We start from the raw sequence: 19055 nt of genomic DNA, 5'->3' as shown, positions 1-19055 counted from the left end.
GGGGTGGTTAAACCCTGTAGAAGATTCGGCGAACCCGGAATGGCGCCATTCGCCCGCAAGGGAATGAACAAATTCGCGCCGCGCTCCGGGCGGCGAAGTTGCGACGAGGACCAGCTTTACATGCAATCCATCAGCGGCATTTGGAAATCTTCGTCACTTCTGATCGTCGCGTTGGCGGCAATGGTGGCGTTTTCCGCGCCGGTCTCGGCGGGCATCATCGTCCAGGGCAACACCCGCGCCGACGCGGAGACGATCCGCTCCTATTTCACCGGCACGAGCCCCGCAGAGGTCGACAAGGGCCTCGAGGCGCTGCGCGAAAGCGGCCGGTTCGCAACGGTTTCGGCGAGCCGCAAGGGCGGCGACGTCATCATCCGCGTGACGGAAGGCAATCAGATCAACCGCGTCGCGATCGAGGGCAACAGCAAGGTCAAGACCGAGAATCTCGAGCCCGAACTGCGCACCAAGTCGCGCGGCGCCTTCAATCCCCAGGTCGCCGAGGCGGACGTCGCTCGTCTGACTGAAATCTATCGCCGCGCCGGCCGCGGAGCCGCCAAGGTCTCCTACCGGACGGTCGAACTTCCCAACGGGCGCGTCGACGTCGTCTTCACCGTCGTTGAAGGCAGCAAGACCGGCGTGAAGGAAATCAAGTTCGTCGGCAACAATGTCTACTCCACGCGCCGCCTCGTCGGCCTGATGGAGACGACCGAGATGAACTTCATGTCGTTCTTCAAGACGAGCGACGTGTATGATCCGGACCGTATCGCCGGCGACCTCGAGCTCGTTCGTCGCTTCTATCTGAAGAACGGCTACGCGGATTTCCGCGTCGTCAGCTCGGATGCGCAGTACGACCCCGCCCAAGAGGGCTATGTCATCACCATCGTCGTCGAGGAGGGGCCGCAGTACCACGTCTCGTCGGTCGACGTCGAATCGCATCTTCCCGATATCGACGGCGCGTCGCTGCAGGACGATCTGAGGCTTGCGCCGGGCGACGTCTATAATGGCGACGCGGTCGAGAAGACGGTCGAGGCGCTGACGCGTCAGGTCGCCAAGAAGGGCTACGCCTTCACCCAGGCGCGTCCGCGCGGCGAGCGCAACCCCGCCGCACAGACGGTCGCCATCCGCTTCGTGCTGGACGAAGGTCCGCGCGTCTACATCGAACGCATCAACATTCGCGGCAACACGCGCACGCGCGACTATGTCATTCGCCGTGAATTCGATATCGGCGAGGGCGACGCGTATAACCGCGTCCTCATCGATCGCGCGGAGCGTCGCCTCAACGGCCTCGGCTACTTCAAGAAGGTCAAGATCACCAACGAGCCCGGTTCGTCGCCGGATCGCGTGATCGTGAACGTGGATGTCGAGGACCAGCCCACCGGCAACTTCGGCGTCTCCGGCGGTTATTCGACGAACCAGGGCTTCATCGCGGAAGTCTCGGTTTCGGAAAGCAACTTCATGGGCCGTGGCCAGGCGGTTCGTCTCTCGGTGCAAGCGGGCCAGATCGCGCGCGGCGTGACGTTCAGCTTCACGGAGCCCTACTTCCTCGACCAGCGCATCTCGGCCGGCATCGACGTGTTCGCGCGCCGCCAGGACGCCTACAACTACTCGATCTACAGCTCGACCTCGATCGGCGGCACGGTTCGCTTCGGCATTCCGATCACCGACGAGCTGAGCCTCTCGCCGCGTTACTCGATCTATCAGACCACGATCTCGATCCCCAACTCGACGAGCAAGCCGTATAACGACTGTACGGTTCCGACGGCGATCACCCCCGGCTTCTCGCCGTTCTTCCCGGCGCCCGGCTATCCGAACCTGTTCTACAACTGTCAGTCGAACGGCGAAGCGTCGCTGGCGATCAAGGAGTCGCAGGGCACGATCGTCACCTCGCAGATCGGCTATGCGCTCAATTACAGCACGATCGACAACTTCCGTAATCCTCACAACGGCTGGCTCGTCAGCTTCAACCAGGATGCGGCGGGTCTCGGCGGCTATTCGCGCTATCTCCGCACGACGGGCGACGTCCGCTACTTCCACGAGATCCCTTATCTCGACGACGTGGTCGGCATCGCCCGCCTGCAGGGTGGCGACCTGACGACCTTCGGCGGCTACACGCCGCGCATTCAGGACAACTTCAACCTGGGTCCGAGCCTCGTTCGCGGCTTCGCTCCCGGCGGCATCGGCCCGCGCGACTCGAATATCTTCACGACCTACAACTCGCGCTATGGCAACTCTCTCGGCGGCTCCAACTATGTCGGCGGCTCGCTGGAAGTGCAGTTCCCGCTGTGGGGCCTCCCGAAGGATCTCGGCCTGAGGGGCGCGCTCTTCGCCGACGCGGGCAGCCTCTGGAACTTCCAGGGCCGCACGAATTTCAGCAACAACCTGCCGACGATCCCGAACGTGACCTGTCTCGCGGCCTACACCCCGCAAGCGGGCTTCGGCCAGGGCACCTGCGTGGTTCCGAACTCGAACGAATTCCGCATTCGCTCGTCGGTTGGCGCCTCGGTGCTCTGGAACTCGCCGATGGGGCCGATCCGCTTCGACTATGCGGTCGTGACCTCCAAGGCGAACACCGACATCACGCAGAACTTCCGCTTCAGCGGCGGCACGAACTTCTGATGACAGTCTCGACCCGCCGGGCGCCACTCGTCCGGCGGGTCTTTTTGTATCCAGCGTCAGGCGAACGGCTCGCATGAGCGTAGCGGCCTTCTTCCATCTTTCGCGACCCTACTCGGTGTCGGAAATCGCCGAGCTGACGGGCGCCGAGATCCGCGAGTCTCAACCCGGTTCGGACACCCCCGTCGTCATCACAGGCGTCGCCCCACTCGCCGCGGGCCATAAGGGCGACCTCTGCTTCTTCGTTTCTCCGCGATATGTCGAGGCGCTCGCCACCTGCCGAGCGACGGCCTGCTTCATCCGACCGCGCCATTCGCATTTCCTGCCGGAGCGCATTATCGGCCTGCTGGTAGAGGATCCTCAGCGCGCCATGGCGGTCGCCGCCGCCGCGCTCTTTCCTCAGGCCATGCAACCGGCGTCGCTCTTCGGGGCGAGCGGCGTTTCTCCGGGCGCCGTCGTCCATCCCGACGCGCGGCTGGAGCCGGGCGTCATTGTCGATCCCGGCGCCTTCATCGGCCAGGGGGCCGAGATCGGGACCGGCACGACGATTGGCCCGCAGGCCGTCATCGGACCGAATGTTCGTATCGGCCGCAACTGTTCAATCGGCGCGCAGGCAAGCGTGATCTATTCCCTCATCGGCGATCGCGTCATCATCCATCCCGGCGCGCGGCTCGGTCAGGACGGCTTCGGATACGCCCGGGGCGACAAGGGTTGGCTCAAGACGCCTCAACTCGGCCGTGTGATCGTCCAGGACGATGTGGAAATCGGCGCGAACACCACGATCGATCGCGGCGCGACTCGCGACACGATCATCGGGGAAGGGACGAAGATCGATAATCTGGTCCAGATCGGGCACAATGTCGTGATCGGCCGCTTCTGCGCCATTGTTGCGCAGACCGGCGTCGCGGGCTCCTGCGTGATCGGCGACTACGCCGCGCTTGGCGGCCAGTCGGCGGTGGCCGGTCATCTCACGATTGGAGAGGGGGCGGCGATCGCCGCTAAATCAGGCGTGATGCGAGACGTGCCCCCCGGAGCCCGCTATGGCGGTTCCCCTGCGCGCCCCCTGCGACGATTCCTCCGCGGCGAAGCGCTGCTGGACACAATGGCGCAACGCGACAAGCCCGACGAGGCGTTATAAAAGACCCCTAAGAGGGCGCGGCAGACGCCCGATTCACGGAGGGGGAAACAATGTCTGGAAAGGAAGCCGGCGAAACGCTGGAAAGCGTCGATATTCTCGAGATCATGCGCGCGCTGCCGCATCGCTACCCGTTTCTGCTCGTCGATCGCATCACGAACATCAAGGGCGACGAGTCCTGCGTCGGCGTCAAGAACGTGACCATCAACGAGCCGCAATTCATGGGCCATTTTCCCGAACGGCCGGTCATGCCGGGCGTGCTGCTCGTCGAAGCGATGGCCCAGACGGCGGGCGTGATCGTCATGCGCGCGCAGGGGCAGGCGGAGCGACCGAAGCTCGTTTATTTCATGACGATCGACGGCGCCAAGTTCCGCAAGCCGGTCACGCCGGGCGACCGCGTGGAATTTCACATGACCAAGACGGCGCAGAAGCGGAACATCTGGTGGTATCAGGGCAAGGCCATGGTCGACGGCGCGCTCGTCTGCGAGGCGCAGATCAGCGCGATGATGGGCGTCTGACCTCGAGCCGCGCGCGGTCGCACGATGCAGACGCTGGTTCATTCCACGGCGATCGTCGAAACCGGCGCGCGGTTGCGCGAGGGCGTGGCGATCGGTCCCTTCTGCCATATCGGCGCCGGGGCCGAGATCGGCGCGGGGTCGGTGTTGCAGTCGCATGTCGTCGTCTCCGGACGCACGACGATCGGCGCCCGCGCGCGGATTTTCCCTTTCGTTTCGATCGGAACCCCCTCTCAGGACCTGAAAGCCGCACTCGCCGAGGGCGTCGCGACGATCGGCGACGATTGCATTATCCGCGAGGGCGTCACCATCAACTCCGGCGTGGGCTCCGGCACGAAGGTCGGGTCAGATTGCGCCTTTCTCGCCTATTCCCATGTCGCGCATGATTGCCGCCTCGGGGACGGAGTCATTCTCGCCAACCAGGTCCTGCTGGGCGGCCATGTAGAGATTGGCGATCACGCATCCGTCGGCGGCGGGACGGCCGTGCATCAGAATGTTCGCATCGGCGCGCACGCCTTTATCGGCGGATTGGCGGGCGTCGAAGGCGACGTCATTCCCTTCGGGCTTGCCGGGGGAAATCGCGCCCACCTCTTCGGGATCAATGTCGTAGGGCTGCAAAGGCGCGGGTTTTCGGTGGAACGCATTTCGCGCTTGCGTGAGGTCTACCGCCGACTTTTCATCGGCGCGAGCGGGCGCGCCCTCGATGAGCGCGTCGACGAAGTCGCCGCCGCCCATGCCGGCGACCCGGACATCGCCGACATCGCCGCCTTTCTTCGCGCACCCTCGCAACGCCCGCTTTGCGCGCCGCGCGCGCGGGGCGAAAAGGCGTGACGACGCCGCGCATTTTCCTCATCGCCGGCGAAGCGTCCGGGGACGCCCTGGGCGCCTCGTTGATGCGCGCTTTGCGGTCCGCACATGGCGAGGCATGTTTCTCTGGTGTCGGGGGAAAGACGATGATCGAGCAAGGACTCGACTCTCTCTTCCCGATCAGCGACATCGCCGTGATGGGCCTCGCGCCCGTCGTCGCTCGCCTGCCGACGCTGCTGGCGCGCATCGATGAAACGGCGCGAGCCGTGGTCTCGACGAAGCCGGATTGCCTCGTCATCATCGACGCGCCCGACTTCACGCATCGCGTGGCGCGCAAGGTGCGCCGCGCGCTACCCGATCTGCCGATCGTCGATTATGTCAGCCCCACAGTCTGGGCGTGGCGGCCGGGGCGCGCGAAGAAAATGCGCGCCTATGTCGACTGCGTGCTGGCGCTGCTGCCTTTCGAGCCCGAGGCCCATGCGCGGCTCGGCGGGCCGCGCTGCGTCTATGTCGGCCATCCGCTCGTCGAGCATCTGGACGAACTCGCGCCCGACGCGCACCCGGAGGAAAGCCCGCTTCTGCTCGTTCTTCCCGGCTCGCGTCTAACCGAGATCGAGCGCATGACGCGGCTTTACGGCAAGACGCTCGCGCTGCTGCTGCGCGACCATGCGAAGCTGGATGTGGCCGTCCCCGTCGCGCCGCATATGGAGGCGCCTTTGCGCAGAGCGCTGCAAGATTGGCCGATCGCGCCCCGTCTGCTGTCGCAAGCCGAGAAATTCGACGCTTTCCGGCGCGCGCGCGCGGCGCTCGTGACCTCGGGCGTCGCGACGTTGGAGCTTGCGCTCGCGAATACGCCGATGGCCGTCGCATACAAGGTGTCGCGTTTCGAGGCGTGGCTGCGGTTTCTTATCGACGTTCATTCCATCGTTCTCCCCAATCTCGTTATTGGCGAGAACGCGGTTCCCGAATTCCTGCAGGAAGAGGCGACGCCGAAGGCGCTCGCCGCTGCTCTTGCGCCCTTGCTCGGAGACGGGTCCGCGCGCGCGGCGCAATTATCGGCGTTCGGGCGGGTGCGCGGACGGCTCGTCGCGGCTGGCCGAAATCCGAGCGCGCGCGCGGCGGAAATTGTATTGGAATATGCGCGGCGTGGACGCGCCTAGCGGCGTGCGCCGGGGCACATCCGAGCCGGGGCTTTTCCGCTTGTATCTTTTTGCGTCGCACCCATAATCGGCGCAAATCCCCTGACGCGGCGTAACTCGCCGCGCATTGGCGAAAGGGCGAGCCTTGTCCGCAGTCGCGAAGAAACTCTATCTCACGCGAAAATCCGTCGTCGCCATCATCGCCGCGCATAATGCGGAGCAGGATGGCGATGGGCTCAAGCGCGCGCTCGGTTGGGCGTCGCTGATGGCGCTGGGCATTGGCGGCATAATCGGCGCGGGTATTTTCGTGCTCACCGGCACGGCCGCCGCCAATTATGCGGGCCCGGGCGTGATGCTCTCCTTCGTGCTGTCGGGGCTCGCCTGCGCCTTTGTCGCGCTGTGCTATGCGGAGCTCGCCGCGCTCATTCCGGTTTCGGGCAGCGCCTATACGTACACTTATGTCACGCTGGGCGAAATCTTCGCCTGGATCATCGGCTGGAATCTCGTGCTGGAATACGCGGCGGGCGCCGCGACCGTCGCGGTTGGCTGGGCGGGTTATTTCAATCGGGTCATGGAGGGCTTTGGAATTCACATTCCGCCGGCCTTCACCAGCGCCTATCTCGCGGGACCGCACGGATTCTTTAATGTGCCCGCGGCCGGCGTCGTCCTTTTGCTGACCATGTTGCTCGTGCGCGGCACCAGCGAGTCGACGCTCTTCAACAATGTGATCGTCGCCTTGAAAGTCACCGTCGTGCTGATGGTGATCGCCTTCGGCGCAGCGCATGTGAACACAGCGAACTGGTCGCCTCTCGTGCCGGAAAATTCCGGCGAATTCGGCGTCTTCGGCTGGAGCGGCGTGGCGCGCGGCGCCTCCGTCGTCTTCTTCGCCTATGTCGGCTTCGACTCCGTCTCGACGGCCGCTCAGGAGGCCCATACGCCGCAGCGCGACATTCCCATCGGCATTGTCGGATCGCTCATCATCTGCACGGTTCTCTACGTCGCCGTCGCCGCCGTCGCGACAGGCGTCGTGAACTACAGGGAACTCGGCGTGCCGGACCCGATGGCGCTGGTCTCGGACCGCACGGGCATATCCTGGCTCGCCTGGGTCGTGAAGCTCGGCGCGCTCGCCGGCTTGACCACCGCAATCCTCGCGCTGCTCTACGGCCAGACCCGCGTCTTCTTCACCATGGCGAATGACGGCCTGCTGCCGCAGGTCTTCGCCAAGCTCCACCATCGCTACCGGACGCCGGCGGTAAGCCAGATCGTCGTCGGCGTCATCGTCGCGCTTGCGGCGGGCCTGCTGCCAATCGACATTCTCGGCGAAATGGTGAGCATCGGCACGCTGGCGGCGTTCGCGCTCGTATGCATTGCGGTCATTCATCTGCGCAAGTCGCATCCCGAGCTGCACAGGCCGTTCCGCGCCCCCGGCATTCCGGTCATGCCGATCCTCGGCATTCTGTCCTGCATCGCGCTCATGGTCGCGCTGCCTCTCGACACCTGGCTGAGGCTGCTTATCTGGACAGGCGTGGGCCTCGCCATCTACATGTTCTACGGGATCAATCACGCGAGGCGGTAAGAGAACGCGAGCGAAAAAGCGGCCGCCGGCTTTTCGCGCAAAGCGCTCTCTAACGGAAGAGAGGCTTTATGCCCGCGCCCTGCGTTGTCTGGTTTCGCAACGATCTTCGTCTCGACGACAATCCTGCATTGACGGCGGCGGCGCGTTCCGGCGCGCCGCTGATTGCGCTTTATGTGCTCGACGACGAGAGCGCTGGCGACTGGCGCATGGGGTCGGCGAGCCGCTGGTGGCTGCATCATTCGCTGGAGTCGCTTGCGCGCGACCTCGCGCGACTGGGCGCGACATTGATCCTGCGGCGCGGGCGGGCGGAATTCGTTCTGGAAAACATCGTGGCGCAAACAGGCGCCGGCGCCGTCTATTGGAACCGGCTTTACGAGCCCTGGGCCATGCGTCGCGACGGCGAGATCAAGGCGAGCCTGCGTGCACGGGGGCTGGCGGTCGAGAGCTTCAACGGCGCGCTGCTTTTCGAGCCTGCGCAGATGCGCAACAAGCAGGGCGAGGTCTTCAAGGTCTTCTCGCCCTTCTGGCGCGCCTGTCTAGCGACCGGCGGCCCCGAGGCGCCCCTGCCTGCGCCGGAGAGTTTCGTCGCGGCGCCGGCGCCAGAGAGCGATGCGCTCGACGATTGGCGGCTTTTGCCGTCAAAGCCGGATTGGGCCGGCGGCTTGCGCGAGACCTGGCGGCCGGGCGAGGCGCGCGCGCGGGCGCGGCTGGCGGAGTTCGCGAAGAGCGGCGTCGCGGATTACAAGGTCGCCCGCGATTTCATGGCGGAGGAAAGCACGTCGCGCCTCTCGCCGCATTTGCATTTCGGCGAAGTCTCGCCGCGCCGCGTCTGGGCGGAAATCATCGCCGCGGCGGGGGAGGCGGGGCTGCCTTTCCTGCGCGAGATCGGCTGGCGTGAATTCTGCCACCATTTGCTCGTCGCCAATCACGACATGCCCGACAGCGCGCTCGATGCGCGCTTCAACGACTTCCCGTGGCGTCATGACGAGGGGGCGCTCAAGGCCTGGCAAAAGGGGCTGACAGGTTATCCTGTCGTCGACGCGGCGATGCGCGAGCTATGGATCACCGGCTGGATGCATAACCGCGCGCGCATGGTGGCCGCGAGCTTTCTCATCAAGCACCTGCTCCTACCGTGGCAGGAAGGCGAACGCTGGTTCTGGGATACGCTCGTCGACGCCGATCTCGCCAATAATAGCGGCGGCTGGCAATGGGTCGCCGGCTGCGGCGCCGACGCCGCGCCTTATTTTCGTGTGTTCAATCCGGTGCTGCAGGGCGAGAAATTCGATCCGGACGGCGATTACGTGCGTCGTTACGTGCCGGAGCTCGCGAAGGTCGGCGCCAAGTGGATTCATCGGCCATGGGAAGCCCCGGCGGATGTCTTGCGTTCGGCGGGTGTGACATTGGGCAAGACCTATCCGCTTCCGATCGTGGATCACGCCAAAGCGCGCGCGCGAGCGCTCGCGGCTTTCGAGGAGATGCGCACATAACGCAACCGGCCGCCAGCCTCGTCGGGGCTTTGGGGCCATGGTAGAAATATGCTTTGCGTTCAGGCCGCGCCTATGACCGAGAAGCTGAAAATTGTCGCGATGAGCGACCTGCACAATGAATTCGAGCGGGAAGGAGGCCCGGGCGATCCGTCCCCGGCATGGCTCGATCTGCAGCGGAAGCGGCAGGCCATTGAAGGCCACCCGCATGTCGGCCCCATGCTCGATCATCTGCGCGGGGAAGGAGTCGATCTCGTCATCTTGGCCGGCGATATCGATCTAGAGGATCACGGCGTCGCCTATGCCGACCGCGTATCGTCCTTTCTTGGCGTTCCCGTCGTCTATGTGATGGGTAATCACGAAGCCTATGGAGCGGATCTGGACAACTTGGTTCCCCATCTGCGCGCGGCTGCGGGGGCGACGGGCGGACGCGTCGCCTTTCTCGAAAACGATTCCATGTTCTTCGACATAAAGGGGCGCCGGATTCACCTGCTTGGGTGCTGCCTCTTCACGGACTACCGGTTGAACGGAAACGGGGAGGCCGACATCTCTCTCGCGATGCTCGACGCGGGCTCGGGATTGAACGACCATTTCCACATCCGCATGCGCGGAAGCCTTTTTTCCCCGGCGATGGCGCGGGAGATTCATGACGGGAGCCGCGCTTGGCTGGCGCGGGAAACAGCCCGCATCCGGTCCGCCGAAGGCGATGAGGCGGAGATTGTCCTCGTCACGCACCATGCGCCAATTCCGGAGGCCAACGCGCCAGACTATCGCGGCAACCGTCTCGCCCCTGCCTTCGCTTCGGACATGCGAGCCGAGATCGCCGAATGGCGCCCAACGGCCTGGATATGGGGGCACACGCATTGGACGATGGAGGCGGCCATCGGCCAGACGAAGCTGCTCTCGTCGCAGCGAGGCTATGTCTGCATCGAGCCCGGCGCGGAGAGCTTCGTTCCGACTGTCGTCGAGTTGTGAATCTCGGCGCGCGAGCGACAGCCACATCACGGCGCCGCCCCCCACCCTTAATCCCTCCCCGCCGCAAGCGGGGGGAGGGAGGTGGCCGTCCTTCCGAGTTTGTCGCTGTGGCTCGTTCGCGATCCCGCATAGCGCCGCTCTGATCCCTCCCTCACGAAGTGGCGGGGAGGGGCGGGGGTGGGGGCGATCAGCTATTGTATTTTGCAAATCAACACGCGCCGCCAGTTCGTCATTGCGAGGGGAGCGACGACGTCAGAGCAAAATCAATCCGTCTCCGCCGCGCGCTCCGGGCTCGTCTCGGCGAGCAAGTCTTCGCCTCGGCGCTCCTGCTCGCGCCAGACCCACCAGGCGAGAATGGCGACGGGGATTCCCAGCAGCGACGTGCCGACGAAGAAAGTCGGAAAGCCGGTGTGCTTTATGATGAAGCCAGAAGCGCCGGCGAGCACGCTGCCGGGCAGGGCGCAGAGCGAGGTGAGCAGCGCGTATTGGCTCGTCGCGAACTCCGTCGAAACCAGCGACGACATGTAGATGATGAGCACGACCTGCGCGAAGGCGTAGGCGAATCCGTCGACGCCGACGGCGAGCGCAAAATCGGTGAAGTCGTGGCCATGCGCCGCGAGCCAGGCCAGCGAGAGATGCGAGGCCGAGCCGGCGATCGTGCCGATCAGCAGGCTCTTCATCATCCCGAACTTCTTCACGACAACGCCCGCGAGCAGCGTGCCGCCGAGCGCGATCCAGAAGCCGAAGACCTTGGTGACGGTCGCGATGTCGGCTTCCGAGAAATGCAGGCTCTTGAAGAGTGGCATGGCCATGGCGCCGGAGACATAGCCCGGCATGCGGAAGCCTGCGATGAGAATGAGAATGGCGAGCGCCATCGGTCCAAGGCGACGCCAGAGCTCCTTGATCGGCTCGGTGACGGTGAAGAGAAAATCCGGCCGTTCGCGATGCGGCTCGAGATCCGAGGGCGGCTCCGGCGCGACAAGGGCGGCTGTAAGCCCGAAGAGCATGATGCCCGCCATGCAGAGATAGGCGGCGCGCCAGCCGTAGAAATTTGCGATGTAGAGCGCGCCGGCGCCCGCCGCGAGCGTGCCGACGCGATAGCCCATCTCGGCGACAGAGGTCATGAAGGCGAGCTTCTCACGCGGCGCGACGGTGATGCGCCAGCCGTCGACCGTGATGTCCTGAGTCGCGCCGGCGATGCCGAGCGCGAAGGAAAAGAGCACCGTCCAGGGGAGCCAGTTGGCAGGGTCGCCAAATGCGACGCCGATCAGCGCGAGAATGGTGGCGATCTGCGAGACGACGATCCATCCGCGCCGGCGCCCCAGGAGCTTTGAGAAAAACGGCGCGTCATATTCGTCGAGGAACGGGGCCCAGACCCATTTGAACTTGTAGGCGAGCGTCATTTCGCTCAAGAGGCCGATGGTCTCGATCGGCACCTTGGCCTCGTAGAGCCAGGCCGATTGCGTGCTGTAGACGAGGAGGAAGGGAAGGCCCGTCGAAAAGCCCAGCACGATGGCGGCGCCGATGCGGCGCGGGTCGTTCTTGAAATGAGTGAGGAAGGCGGTCTTGTCGGAAGGCGCGGCGATGTCGTGCAAGGCAGCCTCTATCGGTCATCCATAGTGCGGGGTCGTAACGCCAGCCTAGGATATGGCGAAGATCGATAACAGCCGCGCGTCGCTCGATAGGTTTACTTCTCCAGAGGACCGTTCAAAATCCAGCGATGGCCGAAGGGGTCTTTCAGGCTGGCGTAGCGCGTGCCCCAGAAGGAGTTCATCGGCTGCGTTTCGATCTTGGCGCCGAGCTTGGCGGCGCGGGCGCAGACGTCGTCCACTTCCTTGCCGTTGTCATATTCGAGGCTGATCGAGACGGTCGCGTTGTCGCCCGGCATGGGAACGCGCGTCTGGCCGAATTCCGGGAAGAAGTCGGCGAGCATCACCGAGCCGCCATTGATCGACAATTCGCAATGGGCGATGCGCAGGCCGTCCACGGAGGGCATGATCGCGCGCTGGGTGGCGCCGAAGGCGCCCGTATAAAAGGCGATGGCCGCAGCGGCGGGGCTGACGGTCAAATAAGGCGCAACCCTCGGTCGTGTCATTCGGCGTCCCCTGGCAGAGCGGCGAGCGCGTCGCCCCAGTCCTTCCTGCGGTTCTCTTCATAGCGAGCCTTGTCGCGCTTTGGCAGGAAAATTTCGCGTATTCCGCGCGTTTCGCAAAGCTTCAGCGTCAGGCCCGCCTTTCCCCGACGCGCTGGCGCGAGAATGCGCGCCGCCGCGCCCACACCCGCCCGCGCCGCGACGAGATAGGAAAACTTCTCGTCCTCGAAGGGCGCGTCGGCCCCTTTGAGCAATTTATGTTCCCGCGAGCGGGGCAGGCGCACGGAGAAATGGCACCAGTCCGGCGGCGCCAGCGGGCAGGGGCGCGCATGGGGGCAAGGCGCGAGGATCGCCGCGCCTCTTTCGATCAGGCAGGCGCGCAGGCGCATCAACCGCTCATGGTCGCGCGGCGTGCCGGGCTCGACGAGGACAAGGGCGGCGTCCGTCCGCGCCCAGAGGGCGTCGGCGAGCGGCGCGAGGTCTGCGTCCGCGATCTCCGTGAGCGCATAGGCGAGGACGACGAGGTCGGCCTTCTCGACAGTCCCGGGCAGGCGGGTGATGTCGGCCGTCGTGACGGTCGCGCCTGCAACGGGAGAGACCCCGCTCCCGGCGGCGAGCGTTCCCGCCAGCGTCAGAAAGGCGCGGCTGCGGTCGACCATCTCGACCGGGCCGATGCCGGGCCAGACAGCGGTCGCGGCATAGGCCGCGGCGCCGAGGCCGCAGCCGACGTCGAGCAGGCTTTTTGGCGCGAAATCAGGCTGCTCTTCCGCCAGCCGCTCCAGCGCGGCGGCGACGGCTGCGTGGGTCGCCGGCATGCGGGTGAGTGCATAGGCGAGGGCGTCGGTCTCGTCGCGGATGGCGTCGGTCGTGGGCTTGCGGGCCCGATAGCTCTCAGAGAGGCGCTGCGCGCTCTCCGCCAGCGCCTTTCGGGGCCGCCGCTCGAGCTGGGCCGCGATGGCGGCGGCGAGCCCCGCGGGCAGGGCGCTCAACGGGGCCTCGCGGCGGTTCGGGGGCGCGAACTCTCTTCCATGACGCTTGCGTTACGGTTAGAAGACCCTCAATTCAAGGGGGCGTTAGCGCCGCAAGAGCGGCGCGCACACCTCCCCCTTGAGGGGGGAGGTCGATCGCCGGAGGCGATCGGGAGGGGGTGAACACCCCACCCCGAACCGCTCGCGCGGTTCGACCCTCCCCCTCAAGGGGAGGGTGAAACGCCGGTAAGGGAAAGACCATGTCCAATTCGACCGGGCCGCGCACGCTTTACGACAAGATCTGGGACGACCACGTCGTCGACCAACAGGATGACGGCGCCTGCCTGCTCTATATCGATCGCCATCTCGTCCACGAAGTGACGAGCCCGCAGGCCTTCGAGGGGCTGCGCATGTCGGGCCGCAAGGTCCGCGCGCCGCAAAAGACGCTCGCCGTCGTCGATCACAACGTCCCGACCACCGACCGCTCGCTTCCGATCGAAGACCCGGAGAGCAAGGCGCAGGTCGAGCAGCTCGCCGTCAACGCCAAGGAATTCGGCGTCGAATATTACAATGAGCACGACAAGCGTCAGGGCGTTGTGCACATCGTCGGGCCGGAGCAGGGCTTCACCCTGCCGGGCATGACCATCGTCTGCGGCGACAGCCACACCTCGACGCACGGCGCCTTCGGCGCGCTGGCGCATGGCATCGGCACTTCGGAAGTCGAGCATGTTCTCGCGACCCAGACGCTGATCCAGAAGAAGGCCAAGAACATGCTGGTGCAGGTCGACGGCAAGCTCGCCGACGGCGCCACGGCCAAGGACATCATCCTCGCCATCATCGGCGAGATCGGCACGGCCGGCGGCACCGGCTATGTCATCGAATATGCGGGCGAAGCCATACGCGACCTCTCGATGGAAGGCCGCATGACCGTCTGCAACATGTCGATCGAAGGCGGCGCCCGCGCCGGCCTCATCGCGCCGGACGAGAAGACCTTCGCCTATCTGAAGGATCGCCCCAAGGGTCCGAAGGGCGAAGCTTTCGACATGGCGCGCAAATATTGGGAGACGCTCTTTACGGACGAGGGCGCCCATTTCGACAAGGTGATCAAGCTCGACGCCAGCAAGATCGCGCCGACCGTCACATGGGGCACGTCGCCCGAGGACGTCGTCGCCATCGACGGAACCGTGCCGACGCCCGACAGCGCCAAGACGCCGCAGAAGCGCGCCGCCATCGAGCGCGCTCTGGCCTATATGGGTCTGAAGGGCGGCGAGAAGGTCACGGACATCGAGATCGACCGCGTCTTCATCGGCTCCTGCACCAATGGCCGCATCGAGGATCTGCGCGCCGCCGCGAAGATGGTGGAAGGCAAGAAGGTCAATGCGCGCGTCAACGCCATGGTGGTGCCGGGCTCGGGCCTCGTGAAGGAGCAGGCCGAAGCCGAGGGTCTCGACAAGATCTTCACGGCGGCTGGCTTCGAATGGCGCGAGCCGGGTTGCTCCATGTGTCTCGCCATGAACCCCGATCGTCTCGCGCCGGGCGAGCGCTGCGCCTCCACCTCGAACCGCAACTTTGAAGGCCGTCAGGGCTTCAAGGGCCGCACGCATCTCGTCTCGCCCGCCATGGCGGCGGCGGCGGCGATTGCGGGCCGCTTCGTGGATATCCGCGACGGGAAGTGAACGCCGATATATAAGACTTGGGAAGGGGATCGCTCTGCGGTCCCCTTTTTCGTTGCGGCGGCTCCCGCCTCAAGCTGCCGCGCGCACGCGGTTTCGGCCGGCGGACTTGGCCGCGTAGAGCGATTGATCCGCGCGCTTCAGCATTGCTTCCACATTGGCGTCGTCGGGATCGGCGACAGATACGCCGATGCTCGCCGTCACCTTCAGCCGCTCGTCGTCGTGGAAGAAGATCGTATGTTCGAGGGCGTCTCTCAGACGCTCGGCGAGGATCATGGTTTCTTCCAGCGATCGGCCGACAATGAGGGCGGCAAGTTCATCTCCTCCTGGCCGACCGATCGCGCAGTCCTCCGAGCCGGTGATCAGGCGCAAGACCTCCACTGCGCGCGCAATGACCGCGTCCCCCGCCGAGTGGCCGAAATTGTCATTGATCGACTTGAACCGATCGATGTCGAGGACGATCGCCGAGAGGGGCTTCCGCATTCGTGCGGAAAAGGCCTTGTCGCCAAAGTCCCTGAGACCGCGGCGATTGAGCGCGCCGCTCAGCGGATCGGTGACAGCGAGACGCTCATATTCGTTGCGCAGGTCGTGGAGCCTGATCGCGTAGTTTGCGACCGTCCACGTCATCCATGGCGCGACAAGGAAGGGGATGGAGACGGCGGGGATCAGCGCGGGGCCGACATTCCAGCCATTCGCCCGCGCGAACACATAAGTCGCCGCGGCTGAAACTGCCACGGAGATGGCCGTGTAAACGAAGACAAGCCGCCAGGCCTCACGCCTGTCTCGCGGTTCGTTCCATTGTCGGAGGGCTGTCAGCATGTGGCTTCCTGCGGAGAAGCGACAGCATCTCATAAAGCCGAGTTGACCTGTGGAAGATAAACTCCCTAAGCTTAGCTAATGGTTGCACCCAAATGCGGGAATGCAGCAGGTGAAGGCGTTTGGCTGTCAAGTCGTGCGCGGGGATGGCATAGTCGCGAAATGGCTAACATATCATCATATCCTTGGGCGCAACTTGTCGCTCCAAACCTATCTGAAATCGAAGCGCTCGCCGACGGCGCGTTTGCGTCGCTGCCGGAGAAATTCCGAGCGCTGTGTGAAGGCGTCGTCTTTCGCGTCGAGGACTTCCCCGACGACGAGACGCTGGACGAGATGAAATGCGAAACCGAATTCGATCTCCTCGGCCTCTTTCGCGGCCGCGGCCTGATCGAGGGCGAGCATCTTGCCGAGACGGGCGCGCAGCCGAACATGGTCTGGCTTTATCGCCGGCCGATCCTCGATTTCTGGGCAGAGAGCGAAGACACGCTCGGCGACATCATCACCCATGTGCTCGTGCATGAAATCGGCCACCACTTCGGGCTGTCCGACGACGATATGGAAGAGATCGAACGCAGCGCCGGCGTTGCTGGCGGAACTGGGGTCTGACGATGCATAAGCAGGCGATCTTGCTCGCTCTCGCGCTCTCGGCCATCGGGGCGCCGGCTTTCGCGGCGAGCGTGACGGGCAGCGTGACCTATCGCGAGCGCATCGCCTTGCCGCAGGGCTATGTTCTTCGCGTGGAGCTGCGGGACATTTCCCGGCAGGACGCCGCATCGGAGGAGATCGCGTCCATTGAGATGCGGCCCCGGCGCCAGGTCCCGATCCGCTACGCCTTGCGCTACGATCCCAGGCGCATCGATCCCGCACATATGTATTCTGTGTCGGCGCGCATCCTGATCGACGGGCGGCTGGCCTTCATCAGCACGCGGATCAATTCGGTCCTCACGCGCGGCGCGTCAAACAAGGCAGACATAATGCTTCAAGCCGTCGGCCGCCCGCCGCAATAAGTCGCCTCTTCAGCTCGCCAGCGGGAGTCGGGCGCGGTTACGCGCCTGATCTTCCGCCGCAAGCCGCTCCGAGATGGCGACGGCCTCGATCGGGCGTGAAAAGCGGAAGCCCTGGAAAGAGTGAACGCCTGCAATTCGCAAAAATTGCTGTTGTTCGGCGGTTTCGATTCCTTCCGCGGTGACATGCATGCCGAGCGCCCGGCCGATGCTGACGATTGCGTGAATGATGGCGGCGCTCGCGGCGCCCGTTTCAATCTTGGAGACGAAGAGGCGGTCGATCTTCAGCTTGTCGAAGGGCAGGGACAGAAGATAATTCAGGCTCGAATGGCCGGCGCCGAAATCGTCCAAAGCGAGACGGACGCCCGTCTCCTGCAGCGCCCGCATCTTTGCGCCCGCGAGGTCGAGGTCCGAAATCAACAGGTTTTCGGTGAGCTCTAACTCAAGCCGCGTCGGCTCCAGGCCGGTTTCGGTAAGCACGCCGCGGACGATGTCCGGGAAGCGCGCCGCTTCGAACTGCTGCGGCGACACGTTGACCGAGACGATGACGCCGGGCCAGTTGCGCGCATCCGAGCAAGCCTGCCGCAGGACGAACTCGCCCAGCGCGGCGATCATGCCGGTCTCTTCGGCGATCGGAATAAAGACAGAGGGGGGAATGTCGCCGCGCGTCGGATGGCGCCAGCGGCAAAGCGCTTCAACGGCGACGGTCTGCTCGTTCTTCGCGTCCAGGATCGGTTGGTAAACGAGATGTAAATCGCCTGCGTTCAGCGCGCGGCGTAAATCCGTCGTCAGCTGTTCTTGATCGCGCGTCTCCCGGCGCATGATTTTGAACATGACGAGTTGCTCCAAGGCTTGGGCTTGTTGACAACATCGCTTCGGCAACAATTCAATGCAACCGAAATTTGCGCCTAACGCGTCGCCACACTTAACGGTCGATTAACCCGTCCCGCGAGCGGGACGGGCAATGCGTGTCCCCGCCAAACGCTCGTAAACGCTGGTTTATTCCAGCAAGCTGAGCCGTGAAACTCAATCTTAAAGTGGAGGTTGTATCAGAAAGGACGTTTCCTGGAGTCGAAAGTGTCGGTCGAAAACGCAAACAAATGGACGTTCGTGATCGAGGAGGGCACGCGCATCCTGTTTGTGGATGACGACCTGATCCTCGCCGAATTCGCGAAAGTCCACCTCGCCGGGCCCGCGACGACGGTAGAGGCCGCTTCAAATGGCTCGGACGCGTGGGAGCGCGTGAACGCCGAGCGCTACGACATTGTTCTGCTCGACATCGAGATGCCGACGCTCGACGGCTTTGCGCTTCTGGAGAAGCTTCGCGCCGACGCGCGTTTTGCACAGCTTCCCGTGGTCATGCTGACTGGTCGCGAGGACATCGCCTCCATCGACAAAGCTTTCCAGCTCGGCGCCAACTCCTTCGTCACCAAGCCGATCAACTGGCGCCAGTTGAGCTACTCGATCCGTTATGTGCTGCGCACGACCCGGATGGAAAACGAGCTGCTGCGCGAGCGCAAGCGCTCCGAGGAATTGCTCGCGCTCACAAACAATCTTCTTTCTCTCATCCGCCTCGAGGCGCGCACGCCGCTCAGTTCCATTATCGGCTTTTGCGATTGCATCAGCCAGCAGATCGATGGACCGGTCCCGGAAAGCTATCTGAGATACGCCGAGCAGATCGACGCGGCTGCGCGTCAGTTGCAGGGCAGTCTGATGGATCTCATACAATACGCGCAATTTTCGTCCGGCGCCGCGACGCTGTCGGAAGACGAATACGCCGCCTCCAAGCTGCTCGACGCCGCGGTCGCCGGTCTCGCGGTCCCGCCCGACCGGTCGCTCGAGGTGAGAAAGCCGGATGAGGTCTTTTTTCTCCAATGCGACCTCATGTGGCTGTCGCGCGCCATAAGGCACTTACTGGAAGTGGCGCTGGGCACGGCCGCCCAAGTCGAATTGTCCATAGCGCAGATCGGGGACGGCGGGGCGAAGGTGACCATCGCATCCACGGCGACGGATCTTTTCCCGTCGCGCACGACGTCGCTCGAGAGCGTCCGGCATGGCATGGGCGTCGGCGTCGCTTTCGCGCGCTGCGTCGTCGAGCTTCAGGGGGGCACGCTGGCGATAGCCGCGACGCCGGAGGGCGGGGCGGTCACGACCATTCTTCTTCCCAAGCGCGTCCCCCAGGACGGGAACCGAGCGTCGACGATCGAGGCCGCGTAATGAATCACACGAACATCGGAACGAGACTGCGCCAAGGGAGCCGC

The 19055-nt window shown here is 64.5% G+C and carries 17 protein-coding genes; 12 read left to right on the top strand and 5 right to left on the bottom strand.

Going from position 1 to position 19055, the window contains the following annotated elements; genetic code table 11:
- Window positions 1–120 precede the first annotated feature (120 nt).
- The 8 genes from bamA (at window position 121) to ACPFMJ_RS06570 (ending at window position 10241) form a co-directional block, all read left to right on the top strand.
- Entirely contained in the window at window positions 121–2613 is a 2493-nt protein-coding gene (bamA, locus tag ACPFMJ_RS06605; protein WP_424363800.1) for an outer membrane protein assembly factor BamA, read from the top strand.
- Between the two features lie 73 nt (window positions 2614–2686).
- On the top strand, window positions 2687–3748 hold the full coding sequence (gene lpxD / locus ACPFMJ_RS06600) for a UDP-3-O-(3-hydroxymyristoyl)glucosamine N-acyltransferase (RefSeq protein ID WP_424363042.1): 1062 nt from the start codon (window positions 2687–2689) through the stop codon (window positions 3746–3748).
- Between the two features lie 50 nt (window positions 3749–3798).
- Window positions 3799–4263, top strand: coding sequence for a 3-hydroxyacyl-ACP dehydratase FabZ (gene fabZ, locus ACPFMJ_RS06595; RefSeq protein ID WP_424363041.1), 465 nt, complete (start codon window positions 3799–3801; stop codon window positions 4261–4263).
- 24 nt (window positions 4264–4287) lie between these two features.
- The gene (gene lpxA, locus ACPFMJ_RS06590; protein WP_424363040.1) at window positions 4288–5091 is read left to right on the top strand and encodes an acyl-ACP--UDP-N-acetylglucosamine O-acyltransferase; all 804 of its coding nucleotides are present in this window, start codon (window positions 4288–4290) and stop codon (window positions 5089–5091) included.
- On the top strand, window positions 5088–6227 hold the full coding sequence (lpxB, locus tag ACPFMJ_RS06585) for a lipid-A-disaccharide synthase (protein ID WP_424363039.1): 1140 nt from the start codon (window positions 5088–5090) through the stop codon (window positions 6225–6227). Before lpxA ends, lpxB begins: the two co-directional genes overlap by 4 nt.
- A 124-nt stretch (window positions 6228–6351) precedes the next feature.
- The gene (locus ACPFMJ_RS06580) at window positions 6352–7782 is read left to right on the top strand and encodes an amino acid permease (RefSeq protein ID WP_424363038.1); all 1431 of its coding nucleotides are present in this window, start codon (window positions 6352–6354) and stop codon (window positions 7780–7782) included.
- Window positions 7783–7850: 68 nt separating this feature from the next.
- A complete protein-coding gene (locus ACPFMJ_RS06575) occupies window positions 7851–9269 on the top strand; it encodes a cryptochrome/photolyase family protein (protein WP_424363037.1) in 1419 nt (472 codons plus the stop codon).
- A gap of 72 nt (window positions 9270–9341) precedes the next feature.
- Window positions 9342–10241 (top strand): metallophosphoesterase, encoded by a 900-nt coding sequence (locus ACPFMJ_RS06570; protein WP_424363036.1) that lies wholly within the window; start codon window positions 9342–9344, stop codon window positions 10239–10241.
- A gap of 263 nt (window positions 10242–10504) precedes the next feature.
- Here ACPFMJ_RS06570 and ACPFMJ_RS06565 read toward each other — a convergent pair whose 3' ends face one another.
- From ACPFMJ_RS06565 to ACPFMJ_RS06555, 3 genes are all read right to left on the bottom strand, one after another.
- The gene (locus ACPFMJ_RS06565; RefSeq protein WP_424363035.1) at window positions 10505–11836 is read right to left on the bottom strand and encodes an AmpG family muropeptide MFS transporter; all 1332 of its coding nucleotides are present in this window, start codon (window positions 11834–11836) and stop codon (window positions 10505–10507) included.
- A gap of 92 nt (window positions 11837–11928) precedes the next feature.
- The gene (locus ACPFMJ_RS06560; protein ID WP_424363034.1) at window positions 11929–12336 is read right to left on the bottom strand and encodes a VOC family protein; all 408 of its coding nucleotides are present in this window, start codon (window positions 12334–12336) and stop codon (window positions 11929–11931) included.
- A complete protein-coding gene (locus ACPFMJ_RS06555; protein ID WP_424363033.1) occupies window positions 12333–13322 on the bottom strand; it encodes a small ribosomal subunit Rsm22 family protein in 990 nt (329 codons plus the stop codon). The genes ACPFMJ_RS06560 and ACPFMJ_RS06555 overlap by 4 nt, the downstream gene beginning before the upstream one ends.
- A 239-nt stretch (window positions 13323–13561) precedes the next feature.
- Between ACPFMJ_RS06555 and leuC the strand changes: the two genes are divergently transcribed.
- A complete protein-coding gene (leuC, locus tag ACPFMJ_RS06550) occupies window positions 13562–14977 on the top strand; it encodes a 3-isopropylmalate dehydratase large subunit (RefSeq protein ID WP_424363032.1) in 1416 nt (471 codons plus the stop codon).
- 69 nt (window positions 14978–15046) lie between these two features.
- On the opposite strand, the gene ACPFMJ_RS06545 is transcribed toward leuC, so the two are convergent.
- The gene (locus tag ACPFMJ_RS06545; RefSeq protein WP_424363031.1) at window positions 15047–15793 is read right to left on the bottom strand and encodes a GGDEF domain-containing protein; all 747 of its coding nucleotides are present in this window, start codon (window positions 15791–15793) and stop codon (window positions 15047–15049) included.
- 159 nt (window positions 15794–15952) lie between these two features.
- Here ACPFMJ_RS06545 and ACPFMJ_RS06540 point away from each other — a divergent pair, with 159 nt between their 5' ends.
- Window positions 15953–16396 carry a metallopeptidase family protein gene (locus tag ACPFMJ_RS06540; RefSeq protein WP_424363030.1) on the top strand — a complete coding sequence of 148 codons (444 nt, stop codon included), beginning with the start codon at window positions 15953–15955 and terminating at the stop codon, window positions 16394–16396.
- 2 nt (window positions 16397–16398) lie between these two features.
- Window positions 16399–16797 (top strand): YbaY family lipoprotein, encoded by a 399-nt coding sequence (locus tag ACPFMJ_RS06535; protein WP_424363029.1) that lies wholly within the window; start codon window positions 16399–16401, stop codon window positions 16795–16797.
- Between the two features lie 9 nt (window positions 16798–16806).
- Here the strand turns inward: ACPFMJ_RS06535 and ACPFMJ_RS06530 are convergent, their stop codons facing one another.
- Window positions 16807–17628, bottom strand: coding sequence for an EAL domain-containing protein (locus tag ACPFMJ_RS06530; protein WP_424363028.1), 822 nt, complete (start codon window positions 17626–17628; stop codon window positions 16807–16809).
- A 243-nt stretch (window positions 17629–17871) separates the two neighbouring features.
- Between ACPFMJ_RS06530 and ACPFMJ_RS06525 the strand changes: the two genes are divergently transcribed.
- Window positions 17872–19011 carry a hybrid sensor histidine kinase/response regulator gene (locus ACPFMJ_RS06525; protein WP_424363027.1) on the top strand — a complete coding sequence of 380 codons (1140 nt, stop codon included), beginning with the start codon at window positions 17872–17874 and terminating at the stop codon, window positions 19009–19011.
- Window positions 19012–19055 lie beyond the last annotated feature (44 nt).

The organism is Methylocystis parvus, assembly GCF_049675845.1.
Lineage (GTDB): Bacteria > Pseudomonadota > Alphaproteobacteria > Rhizobiales > Beijerinckiaceae > Methylocystis > Methylocystis parvus_A.
Note: the sequence above shows the minus strand (reverse complement) of the source record. Positions and strands in the feature narration are given on the sequence as shown.